10 protein-coding genes are annotated in these 12,941 nt (G+C 73.2%); 4 read left to right on the plus strand and 6 right to left on the minus strand.

Annotated features, from left to right (window positions below; genetic code table 11):
• Positions 1 to 954, minus strand: coding sequence for a DUF1177 domain-containing protein (locus ACFVDP_RS36450; protein ID WP_383499428.1), 954 nt, complete (start codon positions 952 to 954; stop codon positions 1 to 3).
• A 137-nt stretch (positions 955 to 1,091) separates the two neighbouring features.
• On the opposite strand from ACFVDP_RS36450, the gene ACFVDP_RS36455 reads away from it, so the two are divergent.
• Both ACFVDP_RS36455 and pepE read left to right on the plus strand, forming a co-directional pair.
• Complete coding sequence (locus ACFVDP_RS36455; RefSeq protein WP_383499431.1) at positions 1,092 to 1,907, plus strand: IclR family transcriptional regulator; 816 nt, start codon at positions 1,092 to 1,094, stop codon at positions 1,905 to 1,907.
• Positions 1,908 to 1,944: 37 nt separating this feature from the next.
• Positions 1,945 to 2,664, plus strand: coding sequence for a dipeptidase PepE (pepE, locus tag ACFVDP_RS36460; protein WP_383499434.1), 720 nt, complete (start codon positions 1,945 to 1,947; stop codon positions 2,662 to 2,664).
• 48 nt (positions 2,665 to 2,712) lie between these two features.
• On the opposite strand, the gene ACFVDP_RS36465 is transcribed toward pepE, so the two are convergent.
• The 5 genes from ACFVDP_RS36465 to ACFVDP_RS36485 form a co-directional block, all read right to left on the minus strand.
• Positions 2,713 to 3,225 carry a hypothetical protein gene (locus ACFVDP_RS36465; RefSeq protein WP_383499437.1) on the minus strand — a complete coding sequence of 171 codons (513 nt, stop codon included), beginning with the start codon at positions 3,223 to 3,225 and terminating at the stop codon, positions 2,713 to 2,715.
• Positions 3,226 to 3,348: 123 nt separating this feature from the next.
• Complete coding sequence (locus tag ACFVDP_RS36470) at positions 3,349 to 4,434, minus strand: B12-binding domain-containing protein (RefSeq protein WP_383499440.1); 1,086 nt, start codon at positions 4,432 to 4,434, stop codon at positions 3,349 to 3,351.
• Between the two features lie 84 nt (positions 4,435 to 4,518).
• The gene (locus tag ACFVDP_RS36475; protein WP_383499443.1) at positions 4,519 to 6,081 is read right to left on the minus strand and encodes a PP2C family protein-serine/threonine phosphatase; all 1,563 of its coding nucleotides are present in this window, start codon (positions 6,079 to 6,081) and stop codon (positions 4,519 to 4,521) included.
• A 231-nt stretch (positions 6,082 to 6,312) separates the two neighbouring features.
• The gene (locus tag ACFVDP_RS36480; protein ID WP_383499446.1) at positions 6,313 to 7,179 is read right to left on the minus strand and encodes an oxygenase MpaB family protein; all 867 of its coding nucleotides are present in this window, start codon (positions 7,177 to 7,179) and stop codon (positions 6,313 to 6,315) included.
• A 152-nt stretch (positions 7,180 to 7,331) separates the two neighbouring features.
• Positions 7,332 to 9,062 carry an MFS transporter gene (locus ACFVDP_RS36485; protein ID WP_383499450.1) on the minus strand — a complete coding sequence of 577 codons (1,731 nt, stop codon included), beginning with the start codon at positions 9,060 to 9,062 and terminating at the stop codon, positions 7,332 to 7,334.
• Between the two features lie 480 nt (positions 9,063 to 9,542).
• Here ACFVDP_RS36485 and ACFVDP_RS36490 point away from each other — a divergent pair, with 480 nt between their 5' ends.
• On the plus strand, positions 9,543 to 11,738 hold the full coding sequence (locus tag ACFVDP_RS36490) for an acyl-CoA dehydrogenase (RefSeq protein ID WP_383499453.1): 2,196 nt from the start codon (positions 9,543 to 9,545) through the stop codon (positions 11,736 to 11,738).
• Positions 11,739 to 11,973: 235 nt separating this feature from the next.
• Complete coding sequence (locus ACFVDP_RS36495; RefSeq protein ID WP_383499456.1) at positions 11,974 to 12,879, plus strand: LysR substrate-binding domain-containing protein; 906 nt, start codon at positions 11,974 to 11,976, stop codon at positions 12,877 to 12,879.
• Positions 12,880 to 12,941 lie beyond the last annotated feature (62 nt).

Genomic DNA, 12,941 nt, shown 5'->3' on the forward strand with positions numbered 1-12,941 from the left:
TCACGACTCCGTGGGTGTGGTGCCGAGGGTCTGCAGGTGGGTGAGCGGGCCGTAGCGGCTCACGAGGGCGCCGAACTCCTCGGCGTCGTGGAAGTCGAGGCGCCCGCCGCCGAAGGCCTTCGCGGTCTCGACGGCGAACCGGGCGGCGGCCGCGATGTCGCTCTCGTGGCTGGCCCCGGTCTGGCAGCCGGGGACCGCCGCGGCCGAGGTGACCGCGAGGCCGACGACCGGGGCGGCGGTCGCCGTGGCCGGCTGGAGGATCGAATTGATGTGATGTGCACCGTTACCGTACGGGGTGATGTCCTGCGTGGTCACGGGGTAAGTGACCAACGGCTCACCGGTGACGACGGCGAGCAGCTCGCCCAGCTGCTCGCTGACCCGCAGCACCCACCCCTCCTTGACGGTGGGGGACAGGGCGAGGCCCTTGTGGTTGATGATGCGGTTGCCCTTGGTGGTGTCGATGGAGAGCACGGCCTCCATGTCGGCGGTCACCTCGTGCCGGTTCATCGTCGCGATGTCGACGGGCGAGTCCATGAACGGCACCGGGTCGTGCGGTGCGGTGGGCGCGTCCGGGCAGACATGCGTGGCGACGACGACATCGCCGTCGAGCACGTCGCCGCGGCGGCGCATGTCGAGGAGCTTGGCGGCGGTCGCGAGCGCGGCGGCGGCGCCGTCCGCGTCGGAGACCAGGCCCGTCATCTCGGGCCGGGCGCCGACCCCGCCGAGGCGGCCGACGACACCGAGCGTGCGGGCGCTGCCGCCCCGGCTGCGGCCCTTGGCGCCCGGGATGCGGACGAGCACGAAGTCGGTCGAGCCGCGCTCGCCCTCCACCGTGGTGACCTCGGCGCCCGAGCCCTCCGGGCCCGCGACCGAGTCGAGATAGGCGACGGCGCGCTTGCCGTCGGCATCGGGGTCGTCCAGCAGATCGACGACATCCAGGACGTACTTCAGCATGCGGGGGTCCCTCTCACTTCCTGGCTGCGCGGGTCGCTGTCCGACTGCGCGGGTGCTGACAGCAGATTCGGGATCCGATAGCGTTGTCGGCAACTGTTTCCCGTTATTTGCAATAAGGGTCTGGATGGTGAGATGCGGTGACCGAGATCCCGCTGGACCGGAAGACCCCGGCCGGCGCCCTGCAGACCGTCGACCGGGCGCTGCTCGTGCTGCTCGCCTTCGAGCGGACCCGCCCGGACTGGGGCGTCACCGAGGTCGCCCACGAGTTCGGCTGGGACACCTCGGTCGCCCAGCGGCTGCTCTCGACGCTGGCCGGGCGCGGCTTCCTGGTCTCGGACCCGGCGACGCGGCGCTACCGGATCGGCCCGGCCGTGCTGCGGCTCGGCAGGCTCTGGGAGCGCTCGGGCTCGCTGGAGCTGCTCGCCGGGCCGGTCCTGGAGGAGCTGCGCGCCGCGACCGGTGACACGGTCCTGTTCTGCCTGCCCGACAACTTCCACATGCGCTGCGTCGCGGCCGTCGAGGGGGAGTCGGGGCCGCTGCGCTACTACCCGCTGGTCGGCGAGCTGTACCCGGCGCACGCGGGCGCCACCAGTAAGTCGTACTACGCGTTCCTGCCCGACGACCAGCGCCACCGGCTCTTCCGGGGCCGCCCGATGGCCCGCTTCACCGAGCGCACGGTGACCGAACCCGACGAGCTGGAGCGGGAGTTCCGCGCCGTGCGCGCCCAGGGCTACGCCTGGACGGTCGGCGAGTACGACGCCGGGATCGGCACGGTCGCCGTGCCGGTGTTCCTGGGGCGCGAGCCCTACGGGAGCCTCAGCCTCGGCGCCGCCAAGGAACGCTTCCCCGACGGGCCCGACGACCGGCTCGACGCGCTGCGCAGGGCGGCCCGCCTGCTGGAGCAGCGCCTCACCCACCCGCCGCAGAACCGGCGCCGCACCCGCGCCAACTGACCCCACCCGCACGACCGTTGTCTGGAGCCTCCCTCCCGTGAACCTGCTGCTGCTCTCCAACTCCACCCAGTACGGCCGGGGTTACCTCGCCCACGCCCTGGACGCCGTCACCGGCTTCCTGCCCGCGCGGGCCCGCCTCGCCTTCGTGCCGTACGCGCTCGCCGACCACGACGCCTACACGGCGAAGGTGCGCGGCGCCCTGGAGGGCGCGGGCATCGACGTGCGCGGCGTCCACGAGGGCGGCGACCCGCTGGACCAACTGGTCTCGGCGGACGCGGTGTTCATCGGCGGCGGCAACTCCTTCCGGCTGCTGAGCGCGCTGTACCGGACGGGTCTGCGGGACGCCCTGATCAAGGCGGTCGGCGGCGGTCTGCCGTACATGGGCGCCAGCGCGGGCACCAACATGGCCGCGCCGACCCTGCGGACGACCAACGACATGCCGATCGTGCAGCCGCCGTCCTTCGAGACGCTGGGTCTGGTCCCCTTCCAGATCAACCCGCACTACCTCGACGCGGACCCGTCCTCCACCCACAAGGGCGAGACCCGCGAGGAGCGTCTCACCGAGTTCCTGGAGGAGAACGACGTCCCCGTGCTCGGCCTGCGCGAGGGGTCCTGGCTGCGGGTGGACGGGGACCGGGCGACGGTCCTCGGTGAGCGCGCCGCCCGGCTGCTGCGCCGGGGCGCCGAGCCCCGGGAGCTGCCCACCGGGTCCGACGTGTCCGAACTCCTGCGCGGCGAGCCGCGGTTCGACGCCTGACGCCTCGGGCGTCCCTCGGGCGTCCCTCGGGCGTCCCTCGGGCGTTCCTCAGGCGGCGGGGCAGAGCGCCGCGGTGCCGACCGGGGCCGCGGGCACCGGGCGGGTGGCGACCGGGGCCTTAGCCCGGTCCGCCTCCGCCCGGCCGCGGGCGAACGTCACGAGCCGCAGCACCGCGAACCGGGCGACGCCCGTCAGCGCGGACGCGGTCAGATAGACGGCCTGCTCCAGGACCGCGCCCGGCGCGTCCACCAGGTACCGCAGACCGGCCATCGCCAGGCAGGTCACCACATAGGCGGCCGCCGCCGATCCGGCCGACTGCGCATGCTGGCTCCAGCTCGCCCGTCCGCCCGCACCGAAGGTGAACCGGGCGTGCAGCTCGGTGGCGAGCAGCGTGGAGACCACGGTGACCAGGGCGTTGGCCAGCGCCCAGGGGAGCCGGTCGGCGACGGCCGCCACCGCGAAACTGGAGGCGACCCCCACGCCGCCCCCGCACAGCACGAACCGGGCGAACGCCGCGGCGGCTCCGGGTGCTCTCCGCTCGTTTCTCTGTGCTGTCTCCATGATCCCCGCCCCCGTCGATGACTCGGCGCACCACTGCGCGCTGCCAGTGGTGCCACTATGGCACACGCGTGGTGCCATGACGAGTCATTTATGGCGCGGCCTCTGGCGCCGGAGGCGGTCCGCCTATCGGTGGATGACTCCGCGGGCGGTGTCGAGGATGCCGAACACGCGGGGGAAGTCCTTGAGCTGGTTCAGGAGCGAGTCCAGCGCGGCGAGCAGGCAGCGCGGCGGGACGCCCCGGGCGGCCAGGATGTCCGCGGTCCACGTGATGAACCGGGCGAACAGGTCGGGGGAGTCGACGTAGAGCGCGGTGGCCAGGTAGTTGACGATGTGTTCGATGTCCTCGGCGGTGCGCTCGTTCTGGTACCGGCTGTACCAGCGCATCTCGGGAAAGCCCTCCTCGACGTCGGCCAGGGCCTGCTTGACCAGCTGCCGCCCGGTCCGGCGGACCATGGTGTACTCCTCGTCGCCCAGGTGCGGCAGGTCCGCCTCGGGCGGGCGGACCGCGCGCGTCCCGGGCCGCCGCGGGTTCCCCGCGAGGAGGGCGGCCGCACCCCGCGCGTCCGCGGCCCACTCGGCCCGCATCAGCCGGGCGTAGGCGCCCTGCGGACCGAACGCGGCGCCTCCGGCGATCACCGGGAACCCGGCCCCCTGGATCGAGCTGATCGCGTTGTGGGCGGCGGGCAGCAGGGTCTCGATGGACGAGGACACCAGCACCGCCCGGGTGCGGGTGTAGCGGGCGTGGGCCACCAGGTGCTCGGTGGGCACCTGCGCCCCGAGGTAGTCGACGCGCCAGCCCCGCAGCCGCAGCACCTCGCTGACCAGACGCGCGGGCAGGGCGTGCCACTCGCCGTCGACGCACGCCACGACGACCCGCCCCGCCGGCGTGCCGGGCCGGGCGGATGCGGTGGCGTCGGCGACGGCCGAGACGCACCGCTCGCTGATCGCCGTACCGGCGTGCTCCTGCGCCACGGTGATGTCGTTGGCCGCCCAGGCCGCGCCCAGCCGTTCCTGGACCGGTGCGATCAGTTCGAGCAGCACCCGTTCACCGGCGGCGCGCATCTGTTCCGCGGTCGGGATGTCCGCGCCGAGCGCGCGGCGCACCACCGCCACGGCGGAGGTCTCGTCGCCCTCGTGGAGCGCCTGCCACAGCTGCTCGCGCGGTGAGGCGAGGGAGGAGGTGAAGTCGTTGTTCTCGCCACCGGTCACGTGGCTCACCCTTTCCGGGCCGGGTCGTTCACGGTTCTGCGTTCGCGGTTCTGTGTTCAAGGTCGTTCGGTCGCGGTCGGTCGTTCAGCGGCGCCGACGAGCGCCCGGCGGTCGCCCCGGCGCGCCGATCGCCAGCACCGCCATGTCGTCGTGCGGGCCCTCGCCCAGCCATTGGGCGGCGATCATCTGCACCCGCTCGGTGACGGCCCCCGCCGGCATCCCCGCGCACCGGGCGAGCACCGTGCGCAGCCTGTCCTCGCTGAACATCACGTCCCCCAGCGGCCCCCCGCGCGCCTCGGTGATGCCGTCGGAGTACAGCAGGCAGGTCTCACCCGGATCCAGCACCACCTCGGCGGTCCGGAACTCCAGGTCGTCGATCGCGCCGATCAGCGTGCCGCCGGCCGGGACCTCCTCGACCTGGCCCGTGGCGCGCACGACGAGCGGGGCGGGATGCCCCGCGCCGGTGATCCGCAGCCGCACCTGCGCGGCCCGGCGCACCGCGCTGACCAGGACCAGCGTCACGAAAGGTGCCTGCGGCGAGGCCAGCAGCGCGCTGTTGAGGAGGGTCAGCAGCCGCGTGTGGTCGGCGGCGAACGGCAGCAGCGCCCGAAGCGTGTACCGGACCCGGCCGGCCACGACCGCGGCCTCCACCCCCTTGCCGCACACGTCCCCCAGCACCGCGACGGTCTCGCCGTCCGGCGTGGCCGCGGGATACAGGTCGTAGAAGTCGCCGCCGACGCGCTCGCCCGCGGTCGAGCTGCGGTAGCGGCCGGAGAAGCAGATGCCGTGGACGCGGCCGAGGACGGGCGGCAGCAGATCACGCATCAGCACGTCGGTGAAGTGCGCCTGCCGGGCGTGGCTGCGGGCCAGGGAGAGGGCGGCGCCCGCGCGGGCCGCGAAGAGCCGGGCGAATTGCTCCTCGGCGGAGGTGAACGCCGTCTTGTGCGAGTGGCGCAGCAGGATGAGACAGCCGGACGGGGTGCCGTGCCCGGGCAGCGGCACCACGACCACCGAACCGACGGCGGCGGCCTCGCCCACGAACCCCTCGGGCACGGCCCAGGACGGCACCGTACGCGGATCGGTCCAGGTCGACGACACCGCGGGGAAACCGCGTAAGGCCTCGGCCACGCCCGGCAGTTGACCGGGATCCAAGGCGATCCGCTCCTCCGTCACCGGCCCGCCTGCGGTGCACCGGGTGACAGGGAAGCCGCGCCCGTCGCTCATCCCGACGAGGACCGCCGCGTCCGCCAGATGCCGGGCCGCCCGCTGCACGGTCACCGCCCGGCACTGCGCCACGTCCAGCGAGGCGAGCAGTTCGGAGGAGAGCTCCTGCAACAGGCTCGCCCGCGCCCGCTCGCGCGCCAGCTCCTGCGCGGCGCCGGCCGGAGCGCTGTCACTGACCAGCCACCACGTCACCGTGCCCGCCGCGCCCGGTCCCGCGAGCGCCTTCACCCGCAGCTCGCCGATCCGGCCGCCCGCCCAGGCCGACGGTTCCTGCTTCGTGTCGCCGGCATGCCGGCGGTGCGCCTCGGCCAGCCAGGCGGGGGCGATCTCGGCCAGCGCGGCACCGACACCGATCCGCGCGAGCAGGGCGGCCGCCTGCTCGTTGAAGGACAGCACGCTGCCCGCCGCGTCCACTGTCACCATCGGATACGGGTCACAGCGCGGCGCGCCGGGCCCGCCATCACTAGAGCTCTTCTGCTTCGGCAAGGTGACCATCTGTCTGGAACCCACTGGTGCGGACCCCCACCACCCGTCCACTCGAAGGAAGGTGACGCCACATTACCGACGGCATATGACTACTGGCCGTACTTTGCAATACTTCTGACATCTCCCCGCGGCTGCTGAATAATCCGCCGGGCAGGCTCCGGTCCCGGTTCAGCGGGGACAGCCGCCCCCGGATCCGGGGAACGTGCCGAGGTCGGCCACCCGGAAGCCGTTCGGATAGCCCCGGACGTTGGGGCTCTGGCGGGCGAAGCGCGGCGCACGGCGCGGCGGCAGCAGGCGGACCAGGCGGCCGCGCAGCCGCATCCCGCCGCGTACCGCGCGCTCCAGGGCGGCGGGCGGCGCCGGGTAGTCGAAGGCCGCCCGCATCGGCGGGTCCATCAGACACACGGTCGCCCTGCGCATGGCCGCGCCGAGCGGGCCCGGGTACCAGGACGCCATCAGGTCGAGCGTGGCCTCCGAGACCGCCCGACCGCCCTTGTCGTAGGCGAAGTTGCGGCGCTCGTAGTCGTCCATGAACTCCTCGAACTCCGCGTACGTCGCCGGGATGTCCTGGATGTTCATGCGCCGGCCCAGCGCCCGGTAGTAGTTCGCGGACGCCCGGATCTCGTGGTCCGACAGCGGGCGCCAGCCGAAGTCGTCCAGCCACCGCTTGGGGACGACGACGAAGGTCGAAAGGACGTAGCGGAAGTCGTCGTTGGGGATGGCGTAGCTGCCGTGCATCCGGTTCATGCGGCGGATCGCGGTGCGGCCTCCCTCCGAGTCCATGCCGTGCTCGCCCACCGCGTCGAGGATGAGCACCGTATCGTCGTAGCGCTTCTGCGCGCGTTCGGTGAACTCGCCCGTCCCGGCGAGGAGTCTGCCGATGCTCGGCACGGCGTATGTGCGGTAGAGCGCGAAGCCGAGCGCCTGCATGAAGTCCCAGGGGAACTCGTGGGTGGTGCTGATCGCGTAGATCTTCTGGTGGTCGCGGTCGGGGTCGAGCCTGCGGATCTGCCGGAGCCAGTCGTAACGCTGCACGGTGGGGACCCCCTTCGTCGTGCGGCGGTGCGGTCGCCGCGTCCCTCCCGCATGATCGCGCCTCCACGCCGGTTCGGACAGCAGAAGAACGCGCCGGGCATGAGCCCGGCGCGTTCTCGTGAATGCTCCGACTGGTCTGCCCGCAGGGCCCGTTACGCCTGCGGGACCGCGACCGCCTCCAGGGCGATGTCCACGTCCACCGCGCGGTCCTCGCCGTGGTGCGTCGCCGCCGACGCCCGCGGCGCGTGCCCGGCGGCCCTCGCCGCGAGGACGTAGGAGCCGCCCGCCGGGACGTTCAGCGCGTAGCGGCCGTCGTGGTCGGTGAGGGCCGCGCCCGCCTGCCGGCCGCGACGGTCGATCAGGGTGACCTTGGCACGGGCCACGGGCATGCCCGCCGGGTCCACGACCTGGCCGCGGAAGTGGGCCAGCGCCTTCTCGGCGCGCGCCAGATTGGCGTCCTCCTCGCTGCTGGCCCGCAGCTGGACGACGGCCACCTTGCGCTTCGGCAGGAACAGGGCCAGGACCACGCCCACCGCGACCGCGGCCGTGGCGATCAGGAACGAGATACGGAAGCCGTGCATCGTGGGGACGGCGACCCCGCCGACGTGGTTCGCGGTGTTGGCCAGCACCATGCCGATGACCGCCGACGACACGGAGGTGCCGATCGAGCGCATCAGGGTGTTCAGACCGTTGGCCGCGCCCGTCTCGGACGCGTCGACCGCGCCGATGATGAGGGCGGGCAGGGAGGAGTAGGCGAGACCGATGCCCGCGCCGACCACCACCGCGATCACGATGGTCTGCCAGGCCGCGCTCATCAGGCCGAGGCCCGAGCCGTAGCCGATCGCGATGATCAGCATGCCGAGGATGAGTGTGACCTTCGGGCCGAACCGCGCCGACAGGCGGGCGTAGACGGGGGCCGTGAACATCATCGTCAGGCCGAGCGGTGCCACGCACAGGCCCGCGACGACCATCGACTGGCCGAGGCCGTAGCCGGTGGCGCTCGGCAGCTGGAGCAGCTGAGGCAGGACGAGCGAGATCGCGTAGAACGCGACGCCCACCATGATCGAGGCCAGGTTGGTGAGCAGGACCTCACGCCGTGCGGTGGTGCGCAGGTCGACGAGCGGGGCCTTCAGGCGCAGCTCCATCACGCCCCAGCCGAGCAGGACGACGAGCGCCGCGGCGAACAGGCCGAGCGTCGTGCCGCTGCTCCAGCCCCAGTCGCTGCCCTTGGTGATGGGCAGCAGGAACAGGACCAGACCGAGCGAGAGCCCGAGGGCGCCGGCTATGTCGAAGGTGCCCTGCGCGCGCAGCGGGCTCTCCGGGACGAAGACCAGGGTCAGGGCGATCGAGACCACGCCGAGGCCCGCGGCGCCGAAGAACAGCGCGTGCCAGTCGGCGTGCTGGGCGATGAGCGCGGCGAGCGGCAGGGCGAGGCCGCCGCCGACGCCGATGGAGGAGGACATCAGGGCCATCGCCGAGCCGAGCTTCTCGCGCGGCAGCATGTCGCGCATCAGGCCGATGCCGAGCGGGATCGCGCCCATGGCGAAGCCCTGGAGAGCACGGCCGACGATCATGATCACGAGCTGGTCGGTGAACCCGCAGACCAGCGAGCCGACCACCATGATCGCGAGGCTGGTGAGCAGCATCCGGCGCTTGCCGTTCAGGTCGCCGAGGCGGCCCATGATCGGCGTCGAGACGGCGCCGGCGAGCAGGGTCGAGGTCATCACCCAGGTGGCGTTCGAGGGCGCGGTGTGCAGCAGCTCGGGCAGGTCCTTGATCACCGGCACGAGCAGCGTCTGCATGACCGCGACGACGATGCCGGCGAAGGCGAGGACGGGGACGACGCCGCCGGTCCGGCGGGGAGTGGTCGTCGGTTGGGACATTGCGGAGGGCCTCCGGAGGGCAGGTTCGGATCGCCTGTGCGGGCGGAGCGCGAGCGGGGTGCGTGTAGGTCGAACCTGTTCGCTGGGGCGACTATTCCGATGTTCGTCGTACGAACGGGAACCTTGACCTTTTCATTACATGTGGCATAGGGGAGGGGTGGTTGTGGTTGTGGGTGGGGTGCGGGTCTCGTCGTGGCTGGTCGCGCAGTTCCCCGCGCCCCTGAGGCAGGCGCTGCGCGCCGCCTCCCCTTTGAGGCTGCGCTACGCGCGCCTCCGCCTTGGGTGGGTGGCGCGCCTCTGATGGAGATCGCGCACGAAGTGCGCATCTCCAGGGGCGCGGGGAACTGCGCGAGAAGCGGCCACCGGCGCGCAGGCGGGGAACTGCCTAGGGGCGCGGGGGACTGCGTGAGCGCGGAGATTTCTGATGCGGCGTCAGATGTGGTCTTCCGCTCTACTGGAACGTGTTCTACCGTGCGCCGCATGGGGACCGCCGACAGTGCCGTCATTGCCATCACTCAGGACCAGCGAGAACTCGCCGCCTCCGTACGCGGCTGGATCGCCCGCGCCGCACCACCCGACGAAGTGCGCAAACTGCTCGACGCCCCGGCCGCGCCGGGCCACCGCCCGCCGTACTGGGACAGCCTCGCCGCACAGGGCCTGCTCGGAATCCGGCTGCCCGAGGAGTACGGCGGCGGGGGCGGGACCCTGCTCGATCTCGCGGTGGTCGTCGAGGAGGCGGGCCGGGCCGCGCTGCCGGGACCGTTCCTCGCCACCGTCCTCGCGGCCGAGGTGCTGGAGCGCTCGGGCGCCCCGGAGCTCGCCGGGCGGCTCGCCGCCGGGGAGCTGATCGGGGCCGTCGCCTTCGCGGCCGGCGGCCTCAGCGTCGTCGCCGGGCCCGACGGGCTCGTCCTCGACGGGACCGCGCCGCCCGTGCTCACCGGCGCCGACGCCGACCTCCTCGTGCTCGCCGCCGACAGCGCGGACGGCGTGGTCTGGCTGGCCGTCGACGCCGACACCCCCGGACTCACCGTCCGGGCCCACGACAGCGCCGACCCGACCCGGCCCACCGCCGAGGTCACCGCCTCCGGCGCCACCGTCCCGACCGCCCGCATCCTCGCCGCGCCCGGCTCGCTGGTGCGCGACCTCGCCGCCGTACTGCTCGCCGCCGACGCCTGCGGCACCGCGGCCTGGGCCCTGCGCACGGCCGCCGAGCACGCCCGGGTGCGCGAACAGTTCGGGCGGCCCATCGGACAGTTCCAGGGCGTCAAGCACCTCTGCGCCGACATGCTCGTCCGCGTCGAGCAGGCGGGCGCCCTGGTGTGGGACGCCGCCCGCGCCCTCGACGACCCGGTCCCCGGAGAGGTGCGCGACCTCGCCGCCGCGCTGGCGGCCGGGGCCGCCCTCGACGCCGCCCACAGCTGCGCCAAGGACTGCATCCAGATCCTCGGCGGCACCGGCTTCACCTGGGAGCACGACGCCCACCTCTACCTGCGGCGGGCCGTCGTCGCCCGGCAGCTGCTCGGCGCGGGCGACTCCCACCGGCTGCGCGCCGTCCGCCTCGCCGAGACCGGCGTCCGCCGCGAGCTGCGCCTCGATCTGCCCGCGGAGGCCGACGCGTACAAGTCGGACGCCAGGAGCGTGGTCGGGGCCGCCCGCGGTCTCGATCCGGGCGCCGCGCGCCGCGCCCTCGCCCCCACCGGGTATGCGGCGCCGCACCTGCCCGCGCCGTACGGGCTCGGCGCCGGGCCGGTCCAACAGCTCGCCGTGCAGGAGGAGTTGGCGGCGGCCGGAGTGCGGGTCGCCGACCTCGGCATCGCCACCTGGGTCGTTCCGTCCCTGATCACCTACGGCACCGACGCGCAGCGCGACCACTACCTCCCCGCGACCCTGCGCGGCGAGCTGCTGTGGTGCCAGCTGTTCTCCGAACCCGGCGCCGGATCCGACCTCGCCTCGCTGCGCACCCGCGCCGAACGGCTCCCCGACGGCCGCTGGCGGATCAACGGGCAGAAGGTGTGGACGAGCGCCGCGCAATGGGCCGACCACGGCATCCTGCTGGCCCGCACCGACCCCGACGCACCCAAGCACAAGGGACTGACGTACTTCGTCGTCGACATGAAGCACACCGACGGCATCGACGTCCGGCCGCTGCGCGAGATCACCGGCGACTCGCTCTTCAACGAGGTCTACTTCGACGACGTGCTGCTGCCCGCCGACGCCGTCGTCGGCGAGGTCGACGACGGGTGGCGGGTCGCCCGCCACACCCTGGGCAACGAACGTGTCCACATGGCCGATCAGCTGACCTTCGACACGGGTCTGGAGGCGCTGCTCGCCCGCGCCGGTGACCTCGACGGCGCCCACCGGGCACGGATCGGTGCCCTTGCGGCGGAGGCGCACGCTCTGGCCTGCATCGGGTTGCGGACCACGATGCGGCAGGTCGCGGGGGAGGGGCCCGGGCCCGGCGCTTCCATCCGCAAACTCGTCCAGACCCCGCATCAGCAGCGGGTCGCCGAACTGGCCCTCGAACTCCTCGGCCCCGCCGGGGCGCTCCGCGAGGGCCCGGGCGAACGCGCCCTGCACGGCTTCCTCCTGTCCCGCTGCCTCACCATCGCGGGCGGCACCACCCAGGTCCAGCTCAACGTGGTCGCGGAACGCCTTTTGGGCTTGCCCCGGGATTAGGGGGCGCGCTCTCGGGTGCCGGCCGGTGGGGGTTGGTCGCGCAGTTCCCCGCGCCCCTGGAGATGCGCACTTCGTGCGCCATCTCCATCGAGGAGGCGGCGCGAAGCGCCTGCCTCAGGGGCGCGGGGAACTGCGCGAGAAGCGGCCACCGGCCGTCGGCCGACCGACAACCCGATAAGGGGCGCGGGGAACTGCGCAGTCGGCGGCACCCCACGCGCCCCGTATCGTCACCGAGGTGGAGCTGAAACACCTCAACGGGTTCGTTGCCGTCGCCGAAGAGCTGCACTTCGGCCGGGCCGCAGAGCGACTGCACATCGCCCAGTCGCCGCTCAGCCAGCAGATCAGGCTCCTCGAACGCGACCTCGGGGTAAAGCTCTTCGAGCGGACGACGAGAACGGTTCGGCTCACCCCGGCGGGCCGCGCCCTCCTCGACCCGGCCCGAGCCCTGCTCACCGACGCGGCAACCCTGCGCCGCACAGTCCGCTCCGCCCACCTCGGCGAAACCGGCCGCGTCACGGTCGGCTTCGGCGGCGCCAGCGCCTACTCCGCGCTGCCCGCCCTCACGCGGGCCGTGAACTCCGAACTGCCCGGCGTCGAGCTGGTCCTGGAGAGCCAGATCTTCACCGGGGAGGCCTTGGCCCGGCTCATCGACGGCACCATCGACCTCGGCGTCGCCGCCCTCCCGGTCCGCCGAGGGATCACCGCACGGGTCGTCCGCGCCGAACCCCTCGTCTGCGCGCTCCCCGAGGGCCACCGGCTCGCCGCCCAGGACGGAGTCACCTTCGCCGAACTGCGCGGCGAACGGTTCGTGACCTTCCCCGTAGCCCGCGGCTCGGCGGTGCGCGAGGCGATGGTGCAGGGCTGCCACGACGCCGGGTTCGCCCCGCGCATCGCGCAGGAGGCCCCGGACTCGTACAACCTGCTCGCGCTGGTCGGCGCGGGCGTCGGCGTGGCCGTCGTCGTGGGCTCCGCGCGCTCCATCCACCTGGAGCACGTCGTCTTCCGGCCGCTGGTGGGGGAGGACGTGCCGGTGCTGCCCATCGCGCTCGCCTGGCGCACCGGCAACGACAGCGCGGCCCTCGCCGCCGTCCTGGCCGTGGCGGAACGGGTCCTGCCCACACCCCCCGATTATGTGGAGTAGCAGCACACTGGCAGCCGTAATTGGTCTTGGACAGCACTTAATGCGCGGGGCAGAGTGATCGG

The organism is Streptomyces sp. NPDC057694 (assembly GCF_042799415.1).
Taxonomy (GTDB): Bacteria; Actinomycetota; Actinomycetes; order Streptomycetales; family Streptomycetaceae; genus Streptomyces.